Source organism: Peribacillus frigoritolerans (assembly GCF_030676415.1).
GTDB lineage: Bacteria > Bacillota > Bacilli > Bacillales > DSM-1321 > Peribacillus > Peribacillus frigoritolerans_A.
Window position 1 is genome coordinate 1 of sequence record NZ_JAUUTW010000056.1, and the last position, 23,065, is coordinate 23,065.

At 35.1% G+C, this 23,065-nt stretch carries 20 protein-coding genes and 3 pseudogenes; 14 read left to right on the forward strand and 9 right to left on the reverse strand.

The window, feature by feature from the left end; all coding sequences use genetic code 11:
• Positions 1-235: 235 nt before the first annotated feature.
• Positions 236-694 (reverse strand): YfmQ family protein, encoded by a 459-nt coding sequence (locus Q8G36_RS27495; RefSeq protein WP_305163132.1) that lies wholly within the window; start codon positions 692-694, stop codon positions 236-238.
• Between the two features lie 312 nt (positions 695-1,006).
• Positions 1,007-1,571: pseudogene (locus Q8G36_RS27500) on the reverse strand (IS110 family transposase); the annotation flags it as partial.
• 420 nt (positions 1,572-1,991) lie between these two features.
• On the opposite strand from Q8G36_RS27500, the gene Q8G36_RS27505 reads away from it, so the two are divergent.
• Positions 1,992-3,242 carry a dicarboxylate/amino acid:cation symporter gene (locus Q8G36_RS27505; protein WP_305162955.1) on the forward strand — a complete coding sequence of 417 codons (1,251 nt, stop codon included), beginning with the start codon at positions 1,992-1,994 and terminating at the stop codon, positions 3,240-3,242.
• Between the two features lie 447 nt (positions 3,243-3,689).
• Complete coding sequence (locus Q8G36_RS27510) at positions 3,690-4,298, forward strand: transglutaminase-like domain-containing protein (protein ID WP_305162956.1); 609 nt, start codon at positions 3,690-3,692, stop codon at positions 4,296-4,298.
• Between the two features lie 859 nt (positions 4,299-5,157).
• On the opposite strand, the pseudogene Q8G36_RS29490 reads toward Q8G36_RS27510, so the two are convergent.
• Positions 5,158-5,394: pseudogene (locus Q8G36_RS29490) on the reverse strand (winged helix-turn-helix transcriptional regulator).
• 525 nt (positions 5,395-5,919) lie between these two features.
• Between Q8G36_RS29490 and Q8G36_RS27520 the strand changes: the two are divergent.
• A complete protein-coding gene (locus tag Q8G36_RS27520; protein ID WP_305162958.1) occupies positions 5,920-6,879 on the forward strand; it encodes an NAD(P)H-dependent flavin oxidoreductase in 960 nt (319 codons plus the stop codon).
• An 11-nt stretch (positions 6,880-6,890) separates the two neighbouring features.
• Here Q8G36_RS27520 and Q8G36_RS27525 read toward each other — a convergent pair whose 3' ends face one another.
• The 4 genes from Q8G36_RS27525 to Q8G36_RS27540 form a co-directional block, all read right to left on the reverse strand.
• A complete protein-coding gene (locus Q8G36_RS27525; RefSeq protein ID WP_305162960.1) occupies positions 6,891-7,046 on the reverse strand; it encodes a hypothetical protein in 156 nt (51 codons plus the stop codon).
• 221 nt (positions 7,047-7,267) lie between these two features.
• Complete coding sequence (locus Q8G36_RS27530) at positions 7,268-8,002, reverse strand: NADPH-dependent F420 reductase (protein ID WP_305162961.1); 735 nt, start codon at positions 8,000-8,002, stop codon at positions 7,268-7,270.
• Positions 8,003-8,685: 683 nt separating this feature from the next.
• Positions 8,686-9,102, reverse strand: coding sequence for a MarR family winged helix-turn-helix transcriptional regulator (locus Q8G36_RS27535; protein ID WP_305162962.1), 417 nt, complete (start codon positions 9,100-9,102; stop codon positions 8,686-8,688).
• An 83-nt stretch (positions 9,103-9,185) separates the two neighbouring features.
• The gene (locus Q8G36_RS27540) at positions 9,186-9,554 is read right to left on the reverse strand and encodes a winged helix-turn-helix transcriptional regulator (RefSeq protein ID WP_305162964.1); all 369 of its coding nucleotides are present in this window, start codon (positions 9,552-9,554) and stop codon (positions 9,186-9,188) included.
• A gap of 210 nt (positions 9,555-9,764) precedes the next feature.
• On the opposite strand from Q8G36_RS27540, the gene Q8G36_RS27545 reads away from it, so the two are divergent.
• From Q8G36_RS27545 to Q8G36_RS27555, 3 genes are read left to right on the forward strand one after another with little or no spacing between them, the layout of a single operon-like run.
• Complete coding sequence (locus Q8G36_RS27545; RefSeq protein ID WP_305162965.1) at positions 9,765-10,799, forward strand: LLM class flavin-dependent oxidoreductase; 1,035 nt, start codon at positions 9,765-9,767, stop codon at positions 10,797-10,799.
• 32 nt (positions 10,800-10,831) lie between these two features.
• Entirely contained in the window at positions 10,832-11,959 is a 1,128-nt protein-coding gene (locus tag Q8G36_RS27550) for an NtaA/DmoA family FMN-dependent monooxygenase (protein ID WP_305162966.1), read from the forward strand.
• A gap of 39 nt (positions 11,960-11,998) precedes the next feature.
• Positions 11,999-12,967, forward strand: a complete 969-nt coding sequence (locus tag Q8G36_RS27555; RefSeq protein WP_305162967.1) for an NAD(P)H-dependent flavin oxidoreductase — start codon at positions 11,999-12,001, stop codon at positions 12,965-12,967.
• 501 nt (positions 12,968-13,468) lie between these two features.
• Here Q8G36_RS27555 and Q8G36_RS27560 read toward each other — a convergent pair.
• Positions 13,469-14,278: an aminoglycoside adenylyltransferase domain-containing protein gene (locus tag Q8G36_RS27560; RefSeq protein WP_305162968.1), complete on the reverse strand. Its 810-nt coding sequence runs from the start codon at positions 14,276-14,278 to the stop codon at positions 13,469-13,471.
• A 321-nt stretch (positions 14,279-14,599) separates the two neighbouring features.
• On the opposite strand from Q8G36_RS27560, the gene Q8G36_RS27565 reads away from it, so the two are divergent.
• The 8 genes from Q8G36_RS27565 (at position 14,600) to Q8G36_RS27600 (ending at position 21,705) form a co-directional block, all read left to right on the forward strand.
• Positions 14,600-14,899, forward strand: coding sequence for a hypothetical protein (locus tag Q8G36_RS27565; RefSeq protein WP_305162970.1), 300 nt, complete (start codon positions 14,600-14,602; stop codon positions 14,897-14,899).
• A gap of 35 nt (positions 14,900-14,934) precedes the next feature.
• Positions 14,935-15,234: a hypothetical protein gene (locus Q8G36_RS27570; protein ID WP_305162971.1), complete on the forward strand. Its 300-nt coding sequence runs from the start codon at positions 14,935-14,937 to the stop codon at positions 15,232-15,234.
• A gap of 708 nt (positions 15,235-15,942) precedes the next feature.
• Entirely contained in the window at positions 15,943-16,704 is a 762-nt protein-coding gene (locus Q8G36_RS27575; protein ID WP_305162972.1) for a polyphosphate polymerase domain-containing protein, read from the forward strand.
• Positions 16,704-17,387: a DUF4956 domain-containing protein gene (locus tag Q8G36_RS27580; protein ID WP_084994238.1), complete on the forward strand. Its 684-nt coding sequence runs from the start codon at positions 16,704-16,706 to the stop codon at positions 17,385-17,387. The genes Q8G36_RS27575 and Q8G36_RS27580 overlap by 1 nt, the downstream gene beginning before the upstream one ends.
• Positions 17,388-18,152: 765 nt before the next feature.
• On the forward strand, positions 18,153-19,622 hold the full coding sequence (locus Q8G36_RS27585; RefSeq protein WP_305162974.1) for a S8 family serine peptidase: 1,470 nt from the start codon (positions 18,153-18,155) through the stop codon (positions 19,620-19,622).
• A gap of 434 nt (positions 19,623-20,056) precedes the next feature.
• Positions 20,057-20,413: a DoxX family protein gene (locus Q8G36_RS27590; RefSeq protein ID WP_095394068.1), complete on the forward strand. Its 357-nt coding sequence runs from the start codon at positions 20,057-20,059 to the stop codon at positions 20,411-20,413.
• 30 nt (positions 20,414-20,443) lie between these two features.
• Positions 20,444-21,211: a pirin family protein gene (locus Q8G36_RS27595; protein WP_305162975.1), complete on the forward strand. Its 768-nt coding sequence runs from the start codon at positions 20,444-20,446 to the stop codon at positions 21,209-21,211.
• A 44-nt stretch (positions 21,212-21,255) separates the two neighbouring features.
• The gene (locus Q8G36_RS27600) at positions 21,256-21,705 is read left to right on the forward strand and encodes a MarR family winged helix-turn-helix transcriptional regulator (RefSeq protein WP_305162976.1); all 450 of its coding nucleotides are present in this window, start codon (positions 21,256-21,258) and stop codon (positions 21,703-21,705) included.
• A 269-nt stretch (positions 21,706-21,974) separates the two neighbouring features.
• Here the strand turns inward: Q8G36_RS27600 and Q8G36_RS29495 are convergent.
• A pseudogene (locus Q8G36_RS29495) lies at positions 21,975-23,065 on the reverse strand (IS110 family transposase); the annotation flags it as partial.

The following is a 23,065-nucleotide window of genomic DNA, read 5'->3' on the forward strand; positions in this document are numbered from 1 at the left end:
TGTCGATGCAGGCGATGCTTACTTTCGCTGCCATTAATTTAAAGAAGATGGCCAATTGGACATGGCGAGGTCCAAAAATGGCCTAACATAGTGGGCTCGTAGAGCCCCAATCTCTTAACTTTAGGCGGAAATTCAAAGGGAATTTCAAAAGGGGTTCAGAATTTTTTAATTCCGAACCCCTTTTGTCTACAAACTGAAACCACACAACGAAGTGTGGTTTTTTATTTTCTTCCTTTTATGCTTCTATTACATCCATTCCCTTTGCCATCATCGAACGATCTTGGAGGCTTTCGGAACGCAGGCTATACGCCACGAGCTTCTTCTTGTCTTGTTTTACGACATCCACATGGTCACTGTACACGAACACCAACAATCGAATATTCTTTTTGCCTTTTTTCGTATCGATGACCAATGGCTTCACACCGCTCTTTGGCTGTAAGAACAAGGACTCGTTTCCAGGAAATATATGATTTTTCTTCAAAACCAATGCGTGGTTCACATCCTGAATCACTTGGTTCTTTTCTTTCCCTTCCAATCGTTTTCCGCCCATCGTGATCACGGTATTCCCGTCACTAAGTGTTGGATGCATATTAAATTTATTCAACAACCAATTGACGACATCGGTTGGAAGGCAGGTAACAACCAGCTTAAATATCGTTAAAATAATGGTCAAAATCAAAACGGGTCCTGTCATTTTCATCATCTCCGTATGTTATAAATGCCTCATTATAAGCAGCTGCCTCTATATTACCAAAAGAATGGACATTTTTTCTTCGAAAGTATGTCCATTCTCGTAACGTTTTCCTTTTGGGGCATGCGGTATAAACTAACGGACAGGGGTTGCTTCCGCAGCTCTTTTTCTTATGGAACTAAACCAGCTAATAGTTAGTCAACATTTTTCAAGGAAACTTAAAATATTTCATGCTATACTAAATTTGTGCATGCCAAATAACCTTCCAATGAACCGTATTTGGAAAGTTTTGTGCTATTTAGTTATACTTTTAAACTAGGTTAGATCTTGGAAAGTCGAGTTATTTTGTAATCGTGCATAAATCCATTGTAGAAGCTTATTAGCACATGCTATCACAGCTACTTTAAAGGGCTTTCCTTCTTCACGTTTCTTATCATAGAACTCTCGTAATCTCTTGTTCCGAGGGATGATTTCATCTGTCGTTTTCTTCTTGCGACAATTACGAATGGCACAACGAACGGCCATATATAAGGCATGTCGTAGTCTGCCAGAACCTCTTTTGGTAATCCTATTTACTGTGCCTTTAAATTTACCTGATTCAAAGATACTTGGATCAATTCCCGCAAATGCCACTAGTTTTTTAGGGTGATTAAACCGATCATCTCTCCAATTTCAGAAATAATCGTTGCAGCGATTTTTTCACCGATTCCAGGGATGGATTGGATAATCTTATATTCTTCAATTTCTTTTGCCAAAGCATCTATCTCGTCTTCAAACCTGGATAGGTGCTTTTGGTATTCTAGAAGCATTTTTATATACATCTCTAGGCTTAAAATGTGACTCTGATATAAAGTTCTCTGAAAGGATTTCGAGCTGAGGCAGCCATAACGGGGCAGGATAGGTTAATAAATCCAATTAAATATTATAAGGGCATGTTTTGATTAATCTTTTATCTAAACATGCTCTTTCTATTTGTTCATTATATTTGTTCATTTATTAAGATTACTTGTACTAATTTGATTAAACAGTTTCAAAGCTCCACCTATATAGGAAGTGCATTTATTATTATATCGTATAACTTTATAGTAATTCAGTATTTTACTAAATCATTAAAAAAAGATACAGTATTTTCTATATTTATAAATTTTTTTACATTGGAGGTTATCTATGAAATATGCAGAAACAATTTTTTAAAGCTATTTATTCTTTCTCATTCAATAGTCAAAAAAGAAAGGAATTATCTATTAATTGATAAAATGTGTGATGATGCTATTAATCTTTCGTTCAGGGAGGACAACCTATGAAAAAGTTTTTTGCTTTTCAAGTTTTAATTGCATTGTTTATTGGAGCACTTATTGGACATTTTTTTCCTGAACTTGGCCAATCCTTAAGACCAATTGGCGACGCTTTTATTCATCTTATTAAAATGATTGTTGTGCCTATTGTTTTCACTACTATAGTCATTGGGTCATCGGGCGACGGAAACATGAAAAAAATGGGTTCATTAGGACTTAAAACAATTATTTGGTTTGAATTTATTACCACTCTGATTCTAGGTCTTGGTCTTTTACTTGTTAACATTTTAAAGCCTGGTGCTGGCCTTAATTTGTCCCATCTCGCCCAGAAAGATATCACACAATTAAATGAAAGCGTTACCAAAGTTGTCGATTTTAAAACGATGCTTGTTAACATCATTCCAAGCAACATTGTTGATGCGATGGCAAAAAGTGACTTATTAGCTGTTATATTCTTCGCTATTTTATTCGGTGCAGCTGCTGGAGCAATTGGCAAAAAGTCAGAGCCGGCAATGAAGTTTATGGAATCTGTTGCAAATATTATGTTTAAACTGACACAAATGGTCATGGTAACCGCACCGATTGGTGTACTCTCTCTCATGGCAGCCTCTGTAGGTCAGTATGGTATTGCCCTTTTAATCCCGATGGCAAAGTTGATTGCGGTTGTGTATCTTGGGCTTGCGATTGTTATTTTCGTTCTGTTTCCAATAATTGCTTGGTTCTTGAAGATTTCTTACTTTAAAGTGTTTCGAATGGTATGGGATTTGTTCCTTATCGCTTTTTCTACAACAAGTACGGAAACCATTCTGCCTCAGTTAATGGATCGAATGGAAGCATACGGTTGTTCGAAACGTGTTGTTTCATTCGTTATTCCTTCTGGGCTATCACTGAATTGTGATGGTTCGACATTGTACCTTTCTGTTTGCTCTATTTTCTTAGCACAAGCATATGGCATCCCGATGGATTTTGGCCAACAGTTGATTGTAATGGGGGTTCTTGTTGCAACCTCAAAAGGAATTGCTGCTGTTCCATCCGGTTCGCTGGTTGTCCTTTTAGCCACCGCCTCAGCAGTAGGGCTTCCTGCAGAAGGCGTCGCAATTATAGCTGGCATTGACCGTGTGCTGGATATGGCACGTACTGCTTGTAATACTCCTGGACATGTTCTCGCTTGTATTGTGGTTTCGAAGTGGGAAAAAGAGTTCCGTCAGGAAGAATGGATTAAAACTCAAACCGAACAGTCAAGCATTCAGGCATAAGATTAAGATAAAAGGACCACACATGTTTTTGTTGTTCTCCGTCAAATGTTGAGGTGATGGTCTTCGGACCTCACCCTTTTCAATGTGAATCCTCTTCCTTTTAAACTTTTGGGCTAATAAAACCTTTTCTCAAAAGCACTCAAACCTGAAACCAAATGCATTCCCTTTAGGTACTTTGCTCGAATGTTCATTCTGTGGGTTTAAAATAAAATTCGACCGTAACAAAGTTTAACCGTTTGTAATAAGGTTGCACCATTTTGAAAAAAGTTTAACCGAAAGTATATATTGATGTCGGTTTTTTCTTAGGGAACTAAAGGGGCAGGATAGATGAAGAGTGCTGTTTGATCTTTATTCAACAATTGGTCTATTTAATTGAATATTAGTAATTGAATAAATATTCAACCAGTAGTATAATTATGTAAAGTATATAAGAGGTGGGGAGTATATATGCAACTTATACCTGAGTCTTCAGATTTGACCGATTATTTAAAGGAGTTAGATGTAGTTGACTATTCACATCCTTTAATTCAAAAAAAAGTTGATGAAATCTTTGTCAACGAACTTTCAGAAATAGAAAAGGTTAAAGCAGCTTTTGAATTTGTACGAGATAAAGTATCTCACTCTTGGGATATTCAAAGTAAAAGAGTTACTTGTAAAGCATCAGAGGCACTTGAATATCAAGAAGGTATTTGTTATGCAAAATCTAATTTGTTAGCAGCTTTATTAAGATCAGAAGGAATCCCAACTGGTTTTTGTTATCAACGGCTAATGATATTTGATACTCCAGAAGAAGGTTATTCTCTACATACATTAAACGGAGTTTTCCTAAAGTCGCTAAATCGTTGGATTCGTTTAGATGCTCGTGGAAATAAACCAGGAGTACAAGCTGAATTCTCGGTAAACGAAGAAATTCTTGCTTTTCCAATTAGAAAAGAGTTTGATGAAAAAGATTATCCTATCATATATACAAACCCTAATCATAAGACTATTACTACTTTAGAGGCAAATACGGATGCATTAGAAATGTACATACACCATTTACCTGATGTTTTATAAATATTCAATTACCTATCATAAATAAAATCCATAAAGATTCACTAACGGGCGCGATTATTGAAGAAGTTTCGCTTTTCTTAATGAACTAACGGGTGCTTTAGTTGATTAAGGAACACAAAAATGAATAATCTTTTTATAGGCTATGTTCTAAAAAAATGTTGCTATTGAATTAAATTTAAAAGCCTGTATCTTTGATGCATTATTGAGATACAGGCTTTTTTCTATTTATGCGTCACTTTTTTTCTTTTTTAAATTCTTAAATAGATAGAATCCTCCAATTATAAGAACTAGAATGATAACTACTGTTATAGCTCCAAATTGTAAAAAAGCTTTGGCTAATGCTGATAGAAGACTCATATTATCTCCCTTAAAAAAATGTATTTTAAGTAAAATTATAACATCTTAACAGGGGATAAATGTAAAAAACGACGGTGATTAAATGACTTGTAAGCCGAAAATTGCCAACTAATGTGTTTTCTCTTATTAAGCTAACGTGGCAGGTTAGCAAGATTGTGAAGATTTGTACTTAAACTAACTGGTGCGTTAGCTGAAGATCAGAGCTGTCATTAAGACAGCTTTTTCTTTATGCAACTGACGGGGCAGGTTAGTTGAAGAAGGATTTAATACAGTTTCATATTTAGATCTGTATTTTAAAAATGGTGGTATGGAAGGAGTATTTATGCAGAATTACAATATACTATTCCGGATAGCTTATCCGGAATAGTACACATAATTCCTCAAAACAAAATAGCTATTTATAGATTTACACTGAATTAAAAATAATAAAAGGTGCCTCTACTGATGAAGTGCACCTTTTATTATTTTAATTTCTCTGGTATTGGGGTGATAGTGGTCTTCATTAATCTACATGCTCTCCAAACTTCTTCCTGAATTCTTCCATTAAATCAATAATTGGAATGAGTTCTTGTCCTTTAGAGGTTAATGAATATTCAACACGAGTAGGAACCCCTGGATAAACCTTGCGATTTATTAAGCCATCCACTTCTAATTATCGAAGTTGTTTTGTAAGTGCACCTTGTGAAATATTCCCTAAAAAAGCTTTGATTTCACCAAAACGACGCTCTGTCGGCCTCAAAAAACAAAGAAAGAGATATTTCCAACGTTCAGAAAGTGCGTTCTGGGAATAGGAAATACCATATAATTCAATTCTCTCTGCTATTTTATATACTCTTTGTCAAATCCACCCTTACATATTTTAGACACCTTTTTACCTTCTTTTTACTATTAAGTACAAAAAAAAGTACTACAGCAATTTTTATTGCCTTCTTAACAAAAAGGAGAATTGAATATATTCTAGTGCATGTATTCAAAATACTCAATACAACAAGACAGACTGCAAGCTTTGCTAACACTACTGAAATTGCAAAGTCGGCAGATAAACTAGTTTTAGATATTGGCATAGGGAGAGCCTCAGGAATAGGCGCGTTTAAACACAAGAGTTTCGCAAGTTTCATCGGAAGATTTACCTTTGCAATGAAACAGTTTACTATCCTTCTTTTCATGAAACTATATTTACCAAGTTAAAATTAGACGTATCAAGAAGATAGAAAAAAAATTTTTAAAAAATTTCATTTTATAAATGGCTCAGGAGGATATAATAATGAATAATAGAATATGCGAAATATTAAATATAGAAAAACCGATTATACAGGGCCCGATGTCTTGGGTTACTAATGCCGAATTTGTTGCAGCGGTAAGCAATGCTGGTGGATTAGGTTTTCTAGGTCCAAATGCCGGTCAGGTTGATATAACTCGTTCACCCGAAACAAGTGCGGAAAGAATGAGAATTGAAATACAAAAAACAAAATCATTAACTAATAAGCCATTTGGAGTACCTGTGATCGTAAATCGTGAATTAGCTTACACATGGCCAATTTTAGAAACAGTTATTGACGAGAAAGTTCCTGTTGTTCTTGTGAACGATATACTGGATGAAAGAATCTTTAAACCATTAAAAGAAAACAACATTAAAATTGTTTATAGACCCAATACTCCTACTATTGAAAATGCAATAGCTGCAGAAGAATTTGGAATAGATGTTTATGTAGCAACTGGATTTGATGAAGGTGGTACTGTTCCAGAACGAGTTATAGGAACATTTTCGGTTGTTCCAATGATTGTAGATGCTATAAATACCCCTGTAATGGCAGCTGGTGGTATTGGAGACGTTAGAGGTGTGCGTGCCGCATTTGCTTTAGGCGCTGAAGGTGTGTTTGCTGGTAGTGTCTTTATTCCAACAAAAGAAAATCCAGCTGCAGAAAACGTGAAACAAATGATTGTAGATGCTACAGCAGAAGATTTACTAATGTTCCGTACTTTACCTACATACTATCGCTCTTTACCTACTAAATTAGCGAATAAACTAGTCAAAATGGATAAACAAGGGGTTAGCCGTGAAGAAATAGCAAAAATGATGCGTGGATCAATTGGAATGCGTCTCGGCATGCTAGAAGGCAATACAGACGATGGCTATATTTCTATAGGTACTGGAATAACGCCAATTAAAGCAATCAGAACTGTAAAAGAAGTGGTTGATACTTTAATGCAAGACTTTAATTAAAATATAAAATATTAACCAACTAACTTGGTAATAAAAATTCTCTCTAGAATACTTACACCTTCAAACATACTGAGATAATGAGGAATCATCATCGGTCCAATATGGCTGACGTCAGCTAAAATAATCATGTCAAACTTTCCTTCTTCTAACCTTTTAGCTTTTTTCATAGCTTCCTTTGTTATACGAGATCATGTCCCAACCAGCCTCAAATATGTTTCTACAAGTAGGGGGGGGAACGGTTTACTAGCTTTTTGTAAGCTCTCTGAACTATAAATAATATATTGGATTGTTTGGCTGTAAAAAGGAAAGAGGCGCACATTTCTTCACCACTTTATGGGGATATATGGATAGTAAAAAGGTGCGCTCTAACTGAGTGCACCTGTTGTTTTTATGAATTGTATATTTCTCTGTTTAAATTCACAATATCCCTATGTGAAAGTTCAACTTCTTTTTTTTCTGCAAATCTTTCCATCACCTTGTCCCGTAGTAATGGTGCTTTTTCTTTATTTGCCTTTTTCAATGCTTTCGTGAGCTCATCTTTTGTTAGCTCTGTGCAGTAAGCGGGAGTTCCTGGCTGTTGTCTCCAAGATTCACTTAAAGAACCACTATCTACTGATGCGAAGCCTAGCTCGTTTACTACGTCCATGACTACTTGTTTTTGTGATTGTTCATTACCAGCAACTGCCATCGCAATTCGTCCAATAGTATCTTCGGATGTTCCTTTATTTTCTAAAGTATAGGCCAATATGTTGTTGAAAGCTTTAATGATAGGTCGGTCTAATTGATTTGAAACCCAAACACTTTCAACCATCCCGTTCTCGATTTCTTCAATTTTGCCGTCTCTATAAGGATAATAATTTGAAGTATCTACAATGGTCACTTCCTCCCCGACTTGATCGATAATGTTCCTAATACTTGGCAGTGCTTTTATAGGGAGAGAAATTATAAGAACTTCAATATTTGTAATTGCATCCTCTACAGAAACGGGCGTTCCATCAAGCTCTTTTCCTTCTAAACGTTCAATTCCTCGTGCATCTGCAATTTTGACATTATGCCCCTTCTTAACTAATTTTTTAGAAATAATTGACCCAATTGGTCCTGCACCTATAATTCCAAATCTCATTATTGTTCCTCCAAAAAAGAATTTTTATATAAAAGAATTGTTCTGCTTAAAGTTACACAATGATATTGTTTATCAAACGTAAACATATATTCATTAGATATTAAAAACGTATTGAGTATTTTTGTTACATATACTAGAATAAAACCATTTCTCTTCTTGTTGAAGAAGGCAATAAAAATTGACTTAGTACATTTTTTTGTACTTTACAGTAGATAGCAAGTGAAATGGTGTCTATAATATGTAAGAATGGATTTGACAAAAAGGGTATAAAGGAGCAACGAGAAGTATATGGCATTGCCTATACCCGGTTGTTGGAAATGTAAATAACATGTTTAAAATGTATTAGCCATCACATAATAAACCCTAGCATTGAATATTAATGCTTGCTGACAAGGAAGAGGTCTAACCATTGTTAGACTCGTCTTTTTTGTTAAAGGGTTAGTTTGAGACAAGAAGATCGCCGTCTGCGAATTTAGACTATTTTAGTAAATTATTTGCTGTTTTGTGAAATGATTATACTACAATAAATAGTAGTAGCAACGATACTGAGAATAGTAGAAGATAATATGGATTATTTAAAAAGGTGTAAAAAGGCAATCCCATATAAGGTATTGCCTTTTTACATTTGAGTTGGATTAGTGAGTAAGATGATGAGGGGATCAATTAGAAGTATGAAACTTTGATTAGAAAAGATTTGCTTCCATTTGTTTTAGCAACCTTCTTAAAAGCATTCTCTCGTCTAAAGTAATATCTGTTAATAGCCTATCTTGTTGTTTTCTCCACTTTTCATTAACAGGTACTTCAAGGTCTTTTCCAGCATCGGTAAGGAATATCCTAGTAATTCTTTTATCGTAGTGATCTTTTCTTCGAATAATAAGCCCTTTCTTCTCAAGCGCTTTTACCATATTAGTAACTGTTGGAGCCTCGCAATTTAATTTGTTACAAAGTTCAACTTGAGTTAAGCCATCTTCTCTCCAAAGTTTACATAAGAGGTTATCTTGTCCCACATGCAAGTTAAGATCATGTAGTAAATGATTGTAATTTCTTCGTGTCTGTGACGAAATTTTATCTAAAAGTTCTCTTATTTCATCATTTAACATATAAAAACTCCCCTTCTAAAATTATTAGCGACCTAACTATAACTTGGAAGGTATTTTAAGTCAATTTAAGGGTGAAAAGCCAATTAATCGTTTGTACTATTTGCCTTTTCACCATACTCTTTACCAAAATCCTCCATCATATCTAGAACAGGAATTAATTTCATTCCTTTTTCTGTAAGTGAATACTCTACTTTAGGAGGAACTACAGGAAACACTTCACGTTTTATGACACCATCGTTCTCTAATCCTCTTAGTTGCTTAGTGAGGGATCCTTGTGATAGGTCCCCTAAAAAATTTTTGATGTCGGAATAACGACGTGTATTTCCTTTTAAGTACCAGAGAATAAAATACTTCCATCGTCCAGATAAGACATTCTGAGTAAATGCTATTGCGTACATATCTTCTTTTTCATCTATAAACTCTCTTTGAAATCCATCTTTACAAACCTTCAAATTATTTCACTCCTGTCCAAAAGTACAAAAATATGTACTATATCCATTTAGATTGCCCTCTTTTCAACTAATCATAATGACTTTATGATTGTCTATACAAATCAAAACTAATAATTACAAGTCAATTATCTAAAAGACGAAAGCATTATTGTTTTTGGTTATATAGTTAGTAAGCTAACTAATTATAACATAGAAAGGAGATTTCTATTTATGGTTTTTGGAAATGCAGGACTAAAATTATCGATTTTAGACTTCGTTCATATTTATAAAGAAAGTAATGCTAGAAAAAGTCTTCAAAATTCAACAGAAATGGTCCAATTAGCAGACCGTTTGGGATACACCAGGTATTGGTTCACTGAACACCACAATACAACTACTTTGATGAGTACCTCACCTGATATGTTAAGTATGCATGCAGCTGCTCATACCAAAAACATTCGTGTAGGTTCTGGTGGGGTTATGTTACCTAATCACAGTCCTTTGAAAGTAGTTGAGAACTTTACTCTTTTAGAAGGATTATACCCAGGTAGAGTTGATCTTGGTATAGGTAGGGCCTCTGGAACTGATGGCTGGACTATGTGGGCTTTGCTGAGGTCCAAAGAATTATTAGGAGTAAATGATTTTCCCGAGCAGTTAGACAACTTGCTTTCCTTTTTTGACCGTAACTTCAAAATTACTCATCCTTTTAGTAACATAAATCCCCCTGGGGACAAAACGATGGTACCTGATATGTATATGTTGGGTTCTAGCGAAGGTGGATTACAGTTTGCACTCGAAAAAGGCTTAGGATTTGTATTTGCTGCACATCTGGCACCACAATTAGCTGTTCCGATGTTAAGAACTTACAATTCTAGCTTTAAACCTTCGTCTTATTTAAGTGAACCGAAAAGTATGTTGGCGACTATTGTTATCACAGCCGAAACTGAAGAAGAGGCTAAGTATATTGCAGGACCAGTAGAGTTACTTTGGGCACGGATGAGTACAGGTTCAAAAAACCTTTCATTTCCTACACCAGAGGAAGCCAAAAATCACAAATATACTCTAGAAGAAGAAAGAGCCAAGGAAAGAAATAAAGAACGCTTTATTATTGGTAGTGTAGCAAACGTCGCTGTCCAACTTACTCAGATTGCGAAGGCGAGTTTAGTTAATGAAATTATTATTGCTGATTTTTATCCAGATCAAGAAAGTCGAAAAATAGGACATGAATTATTGGCAATGGAACTAGGGTTAAAGCAGGGAAATTGAAGAACTGGGTATGTAAGGAGGAGAATTCAATAGTGATTGAAAGAAAACTTAAACTTGGGGGTATCATCGACGGAGTTGGTTGGAGCTATTTTGGATGGCGACATCCTGATATACCAGCAAACGCCAGTGAAAATATTGATTTCTATGTTGAAAAAGCCATCCAACTTGAGAATGCAAAGTTTGATGCGATTTTTTTAGCTGACGTCAGTCATATTGGGCCGGGCATGATACCACATTACCTGAGCATGTTTGAAGGGATATCTATTTTGTCTGCATTAAGTATGGTAACTCATTCTATAGGGTTAACTGCTACAATAGCTACTTCATATGCTGATCCATTTACAGTTGCCAGACAGATAGCTTCGCTGGATAAGATTAGTAACGGTCGAGCAGGATGGAATGCTATCACTTCTAATCCAGGAGGTTTAGCAAATTATAGCCGTACTCATTTAAGAAAATCAGACCTTTATCCACTGAAAGAAGAATTTCTAGAAATTGTTGAGGGTCTTTGGGATTCGTATGAAGATGATGCATTTATACGTGATAAAAAAAGTGGAGTATTTTATGACCCAAGTAAGATGCATTCATTAAATTATACAGGCAATTACTTTTCAGTAGATGGACCTTTAAATATTAGTCGTTCTAGACAAGGAAGACCAGTTGTCTTTCAAGCTGGCACTTCCTCGGCTTTTATGGATATAGCTGCTAAGTATGCTGAAGTCATCATGGCGCCTGGAGATAATTTTGATTATCTAAAGGGATTTACTGCTGAACTGAAAAGAAGAGTGGAAAATCAAGGACGATCACCAAACGACCTACTGATAATGCCTTCTCATAGCCCAATAGTGGGTAAAACAGAAAAAGACGCACTAGAAAAATTGAGAGAAATAGAGTCATTAATGCCTATTGGTCATAGACTGCCAAGGCCTCAATTGATGGGATCAGCGGAGAATGTTGCAGAGAAAATAGAACATTGGTATAGAGAAGGGGTAATGGATATCTTACTAATTAGACAAGATTACCCAGCGGGATTTGAGGACTTTATTAAGTTAGTTGTCCCAATATTACAAGAAAAAGGCATATTCAAAAAGGAATATGAGGCTAACACACTTCGAGGAAATTTAGAGCTACCTTACCCCGAGACTATGTATAAAGAATAACAAAAATTAAACCAGACAACAGAAGGAGAAGTTAACAACATGAAAAGTAACCGAATTACAAATCTATTAGGTATAAAATATCCCGTTATTTCAGCTGCAATGACATGGGTCACATCTGCAGAGTTTGTTGCAGCAGTATCAAATGCAGGTGGAATGGGTGTATTGGGGCCAAATGCAGGTCAAAAAGAAAAAGCGACAAGCGCAGAAGATATGGCAGACCGATTAACAAAAGAAATTCGAAAAGTTAGAGAATTAACTAACAAACCATTTGCAGTAAATTACATTTTTCCAATGGGAGGGGCTTCAGAAGATCCATTTACTAATGCTGTTTTTGAAGTATTGGTTAAAGAGAATGTAAAGAATGTTATAGCAATTGGACATGGGGTCGTTGATCGTGAATTGAAACGACTTAAAGAACATAACATCAATGTAATTTACAGAGATTTAAGTCCTACCGTAGAAAAGCTTGTAGAAGCTGAAAAAACAGGTGTAGATGCACTTATTGTTACGGGTTATGAAGCTGGTGGTCATATGAGTGATTATAAAATTAGTACTCTTTCCCTTGTACCACAAATAACATCACTTGTAAAAATCCCCGTAATTGCTGCCGGAGGGATTATAGATGGTCGGGGAGCGAAAGCTGCATTTTCTATGGGAGCAGAAGGTGTGTACATGGGTACTAGATTTATTGCGACTAAAGAAAATCCGGCAAGTATAGAAACAAAAAACGCTATTATTAATGTAAAAAGCGAGCAGTTTATTGAATTTAAATCAGGTACGGGACATTTGAGAACGATACCGACAGAGGCGGGTAAAAAGGCACTAGAATTAATCAACCAAGGTAAACCTCAAGAAGCATATAAATATTATGGAGAAGGGTTCAAAATAGGGATGCTAGACGGAGACCTTGTTAATGGTACCGTAAGTGTATCTGAATCAGCTGGCGGCATTAAACATATTCTAACATGCCAAGAAGTGGTTGAAGAAATTGTTCGTTCAATTGGGTAAAGATCATATTTTAGGATTATCTCAAAGCAACCAGACATTCATGCTCCAGTATTTAAGCAAACAAGAGTTTGTAAGGAAATAATGGTTATAAATTAAATATTTTCTACAAACATAATGTACTCATTAACAAAGGGGCATTGATCCAAGAAGGATTAATGCCCCCTATTTGTTTAAGTTTCTTTTAGTCCTAAAGGATCTACATTCTAAAAATACATTAAAAAGGATAAGTTTGTGAAGAAATGTACTTAAACAAACGGGTGCGTTAGTTCATTAAGGAAACACAAAAATAATCAACCTTTTTTATAAGAATAATCCAATTAAATATTATAAAAGGGCATGTTTTGATTAAACTTTTTTCAAAACATGCTCTTTCTATTTATTCATTTATCAAGGTTTCTTATATTAATTTGATCAAACTTTGTTTCATATCCACACTTTTTTTCGTTATTCACTTCAATTTTACGTATAGGAGATTCTCCATAGCAAACAGCACAGAAGAACTTAATTTATACCTTTTTTAACATCACTAAAATACTTTTCATTACACAAGTAGTGAGCATATAAGATGAATTTTCTACATTCCATGGCTCTTTTTAGTCTAGAACTATATAAAGAAAGTGATTTAGGTTTATTACGTAGACGTACGCCTTCTTTTAATAGTAAATGCCACCTTTCTGGTAAAATCTCTATCGCTTTTCTTGCTCCCTCTACTTTTGTTAAGATTTTTTTAGTTTCTAGTGTGCTTAAAATTCTGCTAATGGTTAAGACACAAAATTCAACCATGTCATCAAAGACAAAAATAAATTTATTTTTAGACTTGTTTTTCCAGTAATAATTTATATTGTATTCCATGTTTTTAACTACTTGGATCCATTTTGATTGAAAATTCAGTTCTGATATTTCTTTTCCGTGCACTTTTATTCCATACTGTTCTACCATCCACCATGTAATAGCATTTACATCCCAATATCCTCTTTTGATTTTTCCATTTGAACAGTAAAGATATGGAGATATCTCTTTATTACTTTTCCCTATCTCGTTCAGTGGAATATAAATTCCATCCATTCTTTTCCCTAAAGAATTTAAATTTAATTTTTTATGTACAGCTTTCAAATAATCTTTTTCTTTTTGAGATAAACTCCTTTTTAATACAGTCACAAAGTCTATATCACTCTTCTTTTCATCAAATCCACCTAAAGAGATAGAGCCATATAAATAAACTCCTACTAGAATATCGCTTGAAAATTGGGATTCCATATACTTTATATAATCATTTAAGCAAGGCCTTATTATTTCAGGAATCCTATTCAATTCTATTATCCCCTTTCATGTTTATAAATAATTTTACCTTGAAATAATTGGAAATAGTTAGAAATATATAAATTAATGTTTACGACATGCAAATATAGTTATCGTAATGAAAATTATCAAGGGCTTTTTCCCTTTTATAAATTGTAACTGTAGTTTTAAAATAAGGCTGTTTTCTATAAGACTGTTACTCTCAGGATAAAAAGCTAACCACTTGTATTTTATGGTAAAATATTAGTGGTTGTTATTCAACAAACGGGCTGGATTGATTAATAAGGAATTAATATTTTGATAATTCATTTTAGAAATGCAGGGGATTGAAATATGAAAGATAAAAAGTATTCTTGGATAAGCTATACTTCATTTGGATTAGGAGTATTCGTGATTTTACATCCCATTTTAGCCAATACATATCCAAAATTCTTTATGGTAACGCAATACATTGGAATCACATTAACGCAATACATTAGCATCACATTAACGATTATTGTAAGTGTTATAGCTTTACTTAAAAAGAATGAGAAAAAACCTTTAGCAATATTAGGTTTAATTATGGCAATCATTATGATGATATTTGCTGGCATCCTCTTATATATATCCTTTAATAAATATAGCCCTTATTAACTTTGCCTTTGTTTTCTTCCGCAATCGGGGGGCGATTGCAGAAAAGTGTAATCGCTCTCCTGGTCAGGATAGCAAAAAGAACATTTAGGAAATATGAAACCTTTTTGAAAATTGCCGTATTACAAAGACTGAACTTTGTTTCAAAGCTACATCTACTTTCTCTTAAGGAGCTGAGACCTATGATTCCAGGTTCTTCCCAAGCTGTTAAAGGAATATCCGAAACTAGCGATTATGTAACTCCATTCACAGCCTTTGGCCCATGGATTGCCATTTTAATTATGGCTTTTATTGTAGGGTGTCTGTATTTAGGATTTAAAAGAAGATCTAAAAAATAAGTTGTGTTTGAAAAAGGGGAGGGTATAGATATTGCCTTCCCCTTCTTTGTGTAATTGGATCAATAATAAAGTAGTGTTGACTTGCAATAACTAGAAATAAGAACACGCGGGGGCTACGCCTCTATCCTGATCAATCTTTTTTATAAAAGAATAATCCAATTAAATATTATAAGGGCAGGTTTTGGTTAATCTTTTCAAAACATGCCCTTTCTTTTTAATTTTACTGATGTTGTAAGAATTATTGGTAATTGAGGGATAATAACTTCCCTGATATATTTAGCTCCCTTTTTCTGGACAGTATAGGTTTAATACTTAATATTTCTTATGGAACTAAAGGGGCAGGTTAGTGCAATAAGGAATGGGGAATGATAGCTATTTTACATAAAGCACCTTATAGGAACCAAGCCATTTCAGCAACCTAATATTTCAGGGTTTCTGAAATGGCTTTTTTTCTAAACTATTAACCTCCTTCAAAAGCACAATCAGCTAGTCCAGTATGTTCATAGAATATAGGGGTTCTTTCATTTAAAACCAATTTTATAAGACAAGGGATGTTATGATTTTTTCCTTTGATGATGTATTTATTGGTACTGATACAAAGATCAAGCTGTAAGATATGTTTTGCAGTGGACGTAGTGATTGAATGGAGTTCGGATTTAAAAATAGATCAGTAATATTTATAAGGATAAGAAAGGAAAATGAAGAAAAATGGTCATTGAAATTTTTAGAAGGAAAGAGCAGAAGTATTTAATTACAAAAGAACAGTATGCGGAATTAGTGGAGAATATATCTTCTTATATGCGCTTAGATAAATATGGGACGGACGGCAAATATACCGTAAAAAGTTTATATTTTGAAAGCCCAGATAACAAAATTTACTTTGAAACAAAGAACAAATTAAAATTTCGCCAAAAGCTTCGTTTACGTGTATACGAGAACACGGATATTAACGGTACTGCTTTTTTTGAAATAAAACAAAAGCATAAAAAGGTAGTAAACAAAAGACGATTGGTCCTTCCCTTAGCTGAAGCTTATCGCTATTTATACTCATCAGAAGAGATATTAGAGGATTATGAGACATCGAATACACAGGTATTGCGGGAAATTCATCATTTTCGACATTTGTATAACTTACAGCCTGAGATGATTATAATTTACGATCGACATGCGTTTCATGGATTATTTGACCCTGATTTGCGTGTAACATTTGACTTAAATTTACGCTGCCGTAATGATGATCTGTTTTTGGAAAACGGTTCACAAGGCGAAAACTTTATTGATCCAAATCTAGTCGTACTAGAAGTGAAAGTAAATGATAGTGTTCCGTTATGGCTGACGCGTATATTACAGGATTTAAACTGCGAACAAGGAAGTACTTCAAAGTATTGCGCGAGTTCAGAGTTGTTAAAAAGTAAAGATATTCCAATTAGAATTCCGAAAGAAGACGTACTAGTTAGGGGAGGGGAATAATGGATTTTTTAAATCAGTTTTTTTCAACGAGTGATGTTGGAAGTGGAACAGAAATATATATGACCTTATTGGCCATGCTGACGGCAACGGTATTAAGTCTAGTCATTACAAAAGTATATCAATTAACCTTTACTGGAGCGCGGTATTCCCAAGCATTTGTTCATACGATTATTATGATGAGTGTAATTGTATCTGTTGTCATGAATGTGATTAGTGGAAATGCAGGCGTAGCTTTTGGATTATTTGCTGTATTCTCACTCATCCGGTTTAGAAGTGCAGTAACAGATGCGAAAGACATCGCTTATATCTTTTTTGGTCTATGTGTAGGGATGACAAGTGGACTGTTTCATTTCGATCTAGCCATCGTCTTAACCTTATTTGCAAGTTTAATATTTTACCTACTATACAAATTTCAGTATGGAAAAGGAAAAGATACACAAGTTTTAAAAGTTACCGTTCCTGAGAACTTGAATTATCAAAATTTGCTTGATGACATATTTGAAAAATATACAGAGAGTCATATTCTATGTCAGGTAGAAACGACCAATTTGGGTACAATGATTTTATATACCTATATTATTCGAAGTAAGAATGCGACAAAAGACAAAGAATTGCTTGACCGCATTCGAGAAAAAAACGCGAACTTAAAAGTATCCCTTACTTATTTAGATATAGAGAAATAAAAGAAGTACTTCTTCTGTCCAGGAAAGTACTTCCTTTCATTGGTACACTTTCTAATCTGGATTGCCATCATGGCAATCCTTTAATCTTTATCATTTCTTTGAAATAAGACAACTTAGCCTTGTTCTTAATTTCAAATATAAGAAACAGCACGGTGGTAGAGATTTAGTCACCAAATTAAGTTTAGACACTACGAGGTAAAAGTCGCTTCCTTAAATTATAGGAAATCGGCTTTTTTTAAGGTTAAATTTGCTTACAAAATAGCACTTAAAATAAGTGCAAATTATCTCCTAAAGTAACAGGCACCCCTTATCCATGGGTTGTCTAAAACTTATAACTTACAAATAATAAATTTCTTGAAAATTTAGGGTCGTTAAGACTTTAAAAAAGCCGAGCTTCCTTAGAGAAGGAAAACTCGGCGTTTTTCATGTCGAATTCTGCTTAGCTATACCAGATTAATCCCAAAACTCAACTTCTTTTCAAGTTTTGGTTATTTGATTTTAGGAATTAGTTTTGGAATAAAATATTCTCTGATTATGATCATTTTTATAAAAATCTATTTTTGTACCACATCCGACCGTTTTTGGTACAATAATTATTTAGAGTAATATGAATATTCTGATAATATATTCATTAACAGAATTGTGATTTCTACAACTGTGACTTTTGCTTTGTTTTTCATTACTTTTACAGAAAAAGCAGGAATTATCAAAATTTTGTGAAATATATTAAAATATTGCACCGAATTTTGATAGTGGAGGGATAGGATGAGACTTAAGATTTTTTCTTCAATTATTGCAGCCACGTTAGCATGCAGTATGAATATGGGTGCGGATTTAACAGTAGCAAAAACGGCAACAAACACGGCACCAGTTGCTAAAAAATATTTGATCGCCTTTAAAAGCAATCTTCCTCCCAATTATTCAACCGTTATCTCGAACGCAGGCGGCAGAGTTGTACGTGCATTACCTGAAATCGGAAGCGTAGAAGTTGAATCTTCTAAAGATGCCTTTCTTATAAATTTGAAATCTGTTTCCAATGTTCAAGCGGCTAATTTGGAAATTAAACATCAGCTTGATTATAAAAAGAATGACCCAGCTGCTGCTGATAACCAGCCTGTTACCGACTTTCCTCAGCCAGAAGCAATCGAAAGTTACTGGAATTATCAGTGGGACATCAAAAATGTAACTGAAGACGGAGAATCCTATAAGATCAACAAAGGAAATGGTGCTGTTGTGGGAGTCATTGATACAGGCATTGATCCAAACCATCCTGACTTAAAAGGGAATCTTCTCGGGGGACAAAATTTTGTTCCAGAGGGAGGTTTCGGGGATGACCCGACTGAGACAGGAGACACTAAAGATTTTAAAGACCGTGACGGGCATGGAACTCATGTTGCAGGTTCAATCGCTGCAAATGGAAAGGTTCAGGGCGTTGGTCCAGAGCTTGGCATTCGTTCTTACCGTGTGTTTCCGGCAAATGCTGGTGCTGCAACATCCTGGATTGCTGATGCGATTATCCAGGCAGCTGATGACGGTGTAGATGTCATCAATATGTCTATCGGAGGCTTTGACGCCCTATCACGATATTCTTACCAAAACAGCGGATCATACAGTGATGTAGCTGATATGCTTGTTTGGAAGCGTGCCATCCAATATGCTGTGAAGAAAAACGTTACTGTTGTTGCGGCGGCCGGCAACGAGTCTTTAAATCTTAACAATCCAACCACCATCACAGATTACATGAATAGAGAGTATGGATATCTTGGATTACAGTTTAAAGGAGCCTCCATTGAAGTACCAGGACAGCTTCCTGGCGTAATGACCGTTTCTTCGTCAAATAAATGGTCTACTGAAAAAATCGCATTCTATTCAAATTATGGATCACGCTCTATTGATGTAGCAGCACCTGGAGGGGATAACGGCCCTGTTTACGATGCAACATTGGATGAAAGCCTGCGAGATTTCCATTACAGGACATTAAGCACATGGCCAACCTATTTGGAACCATACTTTACTGCCAATCTGCACAGCTATGCGTTGCTTCATGGAACTTCCATGGCCTCTCCAAAGGTTGCCGGAATTGCAGGTGTAATTAAAGCTGCTCATCCTGATTATAGCCCGGCCCAGGTAACAGCGGCAATCAAACAAACCGCAAAGGATTACGGAAAAACTGGCAATGATCACCTATACGGGGCAGGCGAAGCGAATATTTTTAATGCTTTGACTCAAAAGTAATGATACGGCTGGAGCAATTGATTTAGTCCGCTAAAATGTAACACTAAATTGTTATGTTGGTGAAGAAACAAAACAAATTTTCACTACTGTTCCCGGATATCTCAGCGATATGGTATAGGAAGGAGATACCCTTTATAGGCGTCTCCTTTTTTTATTGTTCATTATCTAATAAGTTAATGATTTTCCAAAATAGCACTTAAAATAAGTGCAAATTATCACCTAAAGTAACAGGCTGCCATTTGGTGGCCTTTTTGCTTAATGAACTACCGGGGAAGTTTAGTTTAATAAAAATAACCATAACCATGAATAGTAAATAACTACACAGCAACTTAATAACTAAATTGGGTTGTTTTTTTGTTGACATAAAATATATCCTAACATTAGGATGTATCATCTTAGGATAAATAATATTAGAAAAAAGGGAGAGAAAATTAATGGGTGTTTTATCAATTATTCTTCAAGTTATATTAGGATTAGGATTCCTAATGTTTGGATTTATGAAGTTCGGATCAAAGCAAATGGTGGAAGGGTTTAAGCATTATGGGTATCCAGGATGGTTTAGAGTGTTTACAGGATTGGCAGAAGTCGTTTCAGCGGTATTAGTTATCGCAGGTATTTGGAACGAGAGGTTAGCTGCATGGGGAGGGTTATTCATTGTAGTAACGATGATTGGTGCCGTTTTTACTCATATTAAAATAAAAGATACTGTAAAACAAATGATGATGCCGATCATTTTATTAATTCTTGGATTAGTAGTATTACTTATAAATTTCGGATCTTTGCTTGGATAAGTAGACAATTAACCTATGGGAGGGATACAAATGGAAATTAAAATTATTAAACCACAGTATCAAGCGAACGGGCAGTTTGATGACGGTAAAATTAAAGAGCAAAAACCCATTGGCTTTTCTGGAGAAGGGTCTCTAATAAATCGACTAGGACCATTATTTTACTGGGCTTGGGGTCATTCTCAGGAACCAGCAGAAATTGGACTGCATCCACATCAAGGCTTTGAAATCATCACCTATGTGATAAAGGGTAAAGCTTATCATCGGGATACACTTGGTATGGAAAGTGTTGTAGAAGAAGGGGGAGCCCAGCTCATGCAAACTGGCTCCGGTGTGTATCATGCAGAAGCATTAAAAGAACCATCGGAAATCTTTCAAATCTGGTTTGAACCACATTTAAGTCAAGCTGTAAAACGTACACCTGCTTATTCACAATACGATTCCAATGATTTTTCTTTAACGGATGAAGATGGTGTGAAAATTAAAACAATACTAGGAAATGATTCACCAATGAAAATCGTGACAGATGCTCAGATGTGGGATGTACTCATTCCAAAGGGAACAGTATATACTCATAGCCTTTCATCGAATCGTACATTAGCTGGTTTAGCCATCAGAGGCGATGGAGATTTTTCATTAGACACGAATGAACCCACTCGTTTAGCAGAAAAAGATTTTTCCATCGTTCAATCAGAACAGGGTGGAGACGTAACAATTCAAGCATTAGATAAAAACTTTAGATTCTTTCTAATTGAAGTTCCGACTGAAGTTGATTATCCTTTATACAGAAAACCAAAATAACCAATTGTAATTTCAAAAGTTAGTCGTAATAGGAGGTTCGGTGAATGTTTCAAGGAGATGAACAAAGCCAGATTGATTTACGTCTTTTCCGCATCTGGCTTAAGGCAAGTAAAACTATTTTTGGTCATGTCGTTAAAGATATTGAAAGACACGGAATTAGTTCAGAGAATTTTATGATTCTGGAACTCCTTTATAATAAGGGCCCCCACTCCATTCAAAAAATTAGTGAAAAATTATCTATTCCTAGTGGAAGCATCACATACGTTGTTGATAAACTTGAAAAAAAAGAATTTGTTAAAAGGGAACCAAATCCAGCAGACCGTCGAGCTTCAAATGTAGTTCTAACTGACAAAGGTCAAAGTTTATTTAAAGAAATCTTTCCTCAACACGTTGAAGTCATATCTGAAAATTTGTCTTTTATAAGTAATGAGGAAAAAATACAGTTAATGGATCTTCTCAAAAGGCTTGGACTAGGTGCTATTCAGATTAAATAATTACAAATTATTAGAGTATACTGTAATCCGAATATCAACACTAAAAATAAAGTGTTTGATATTCGTTTTTTTGATTTTAACGAAATAAGACCAATTTCCAGAATGCTCTCTATAATAAAAAGTTTGTGAAACATTGCACTTAAACTACCATGAAAATAGACTTCTGGAATTCAGGGGAAAAGGCAATACTTAAGAAGACGCAGCTCATTGTTTTTTAAAAAAGGGGAGAGCGCCTAATTTACTGATTTATTGTAGGTAAGTGGACTGGATTAAGATGCTTCAGGTTCTTGTAATGTAACTGTGTATCCTAAACTTTCAAGTCTTCTTAGTGAATGCCGAAAAATTGATTGTTGTCTCTGTTTATCAAAGTAGTCCTCGCCTAAGTCTACATACATTTCTTTTCGAGTTAAGAGATAATAGGAGATACGTAACATGGCATGAGCGACTACTATTCCTGCTCGTTTCTTACCTTTTCGTGATGCTGTACGCCTATACAGTGCTCCGAGATAGTTTTTAGATCCTCTTACAGAATGAGCTGGTTCTGTTAATGCTGATCTCAAATACTTGTTTCCTTTTTTTGTTTTAGCCGATTTTCTTTTTCCCGCACTTTCGTTATGCCCAGGAACTAGTCCTGCCCAAGAACACATATGAGCTGCACTTGGAAACTGTTTCTTAATATCAGTCCCAATTTCAGATAAAATTTGCTCAGCCATTCTTGTAGCTATACCAGGAATAGAGTCTAATCGTTCCACATCTTCTTGATAGGAGCTTACTCTTTCCTCGACCTCTTGGTCGAGCATCTCGATTTGCTCTGTTAAAAAATCAATATGCTTTAAAATGGTTTTTAACATGAGGCGTTGATACGAATTGATATAACCTTTAAGGGCGAGGTTCTAGTTCATCTTTCTTCTTTTTCATTGTGCGTCGAGCAAAAGTTTGCTAGTTTTTCAGGATCTTCTTCACCTTCGGCAATTGCGTTAAGCATGTCTCGAGCTGAAACACCCATAACGTCTGAAACCACAGAACCTAGCTTAATATTTGCGCCCTCTAACACTTTTTGGATGCGATTATGTTGTCTAGCACGTTCTTCAATGATACTTCTACGGTACCGAACTAGTTCACGTAGTTCCCGTTGATTTCGATCTGGAATGTAACTAGCTTTTAGGAGTCCATGACGAAGAAGTTTGGCAATCCATTCTGCATCTTTAACATCTGTTTTACGCCCTGGCACTGCTTTCATATGTTGAGCATTCACAACTAAAAACTCAATCTCTTCAGCTTCTAATAAATTAACAATAGGTTTCCAATATACACTGGTACTCTCCATGGCAACATGAGTACAGTTATTCTGTTTAATCCA

What these genes read in the sequence shown, in the direction of transcription:
- Q8G36_RS27495 (WP_305163132.1), bottom strand. Translation starts at nt 694, where the DNA reads ATGACAGGACCCGTTTTGATTTTGACCATTATTTTAACGATATTTAAG.
- Q8G36_RS27505 (WP_305162955.1), top strand. Translation starts at nt 1,992, where the DNA reads ATGAAAAAGTTTTTTGCTTTTCAAGTTTTAATTGCATTGTTTATTGGA.
- Q8G36_RS27510 (WP_305162956.1), top strand. Translation starts at nt 3,690, where the DNA reads ATGCAACTTATACCTGAGTCTTCAGATTTGACCGATTATTTAAAGGAG.
- Q8G36_RS27520 (WP_305162958.1), top strand. Translation starts at nt 5,920, where the DNA reads ATGAATAATAGAATATGCGAAATATTAAATATAGAAAAACCGATTATA.
- Q8G36_RS27525 (WP_305162960.1), bottom strand. Translation starts at nt 7,046, where the DNA reads ATGAAAAAAGCTAAAAGGTTAGAAGAAGGAAAGTTTGACATGATTATT.
- Q8G36_RS27530 (WP_305162961.1), bottom strand. Translation starts at nt 8,002, where the DNA reads ATGAGATTTGGAATTATAGGTGCAGGACCAATTGGGTCAATTATTTCT.
- Q8G36_RS27535 (WP_305162962.1), bottom strand. Translation starts at nt 9,102, where the DNA reads ATGTTAAATGATGAAATAAGAGAACTTTTAGATAAAATTTCGTCACAG.
- Q8G36_RS27545 (WP_305162965.1), top strand. Translation starts at nt 9,765, where the DNA reads ATGGTTTTTGGAAATGCAGGACTAAAATTATCGATTTTAGACTTCGTT.
- Q8G36_RS27555 (WP_305162967.1), top strand. Translation starts at nt 11,999, where the DNA reads ATGAAAAGTAACCGAATTACAAATCTATTAGGTATAAAATATCCCGTT.
- Q8G36_RS27565 (WP_305162970.1), top strand. Translation starts at nt 14,600, where the DNA reads ATGAAAGATAAAAAGTATTCTTGGATAAGCTATACTTCATTTGGATTA.
- Q8G36_RS27575 (WP_305162972.1), top strand. Translation starts at nt 15,943, where the DNA reads ATGGTCATTGAAATTTTTAGAAGGAAAGAGCAGAAGTATTTAATTACA.
- Q8G36_RS27580 (WP_084994238.1), top strand. Translation starts at nt 16,704, where the DNA reads ATGGATTTTTTAAATCAGTTTTTTTCAACGAGTGATGTTGGAAGTGGA.
- Q8G36_RS27585 (WP_305162974.1), top strand. Translation starts at nt 18,153, where the DNA reads ATGAGACTTAAGATTTTTTCTTCAATTATTGCAGCCACGTTAGCATGC.
- Q8G36_RS27590 (WP_095394068.1), top strand. Translation starts at nt 20,057, where the DNA reads ATGGGTGTTTTATCAATTATTCTTCAAGTTATATTAGGATTAGGATTC.
- Q8G36_RS27595 (WP_305162975.1), top strand. Translation starts at nt 20,444, where the DNA reads ATGGAAATTAAAATTATTAAACCACAGTATCAAGCGAACGGGCAGTTT.
- Q8G36_RS27600 (WP_305162976.1), top strand. Translation starts at nt 21,256, where the DNA reads ATGTTTCAAGGAGATGAACAAAGCCAGATTGATTTACGTCTTTTCCGC.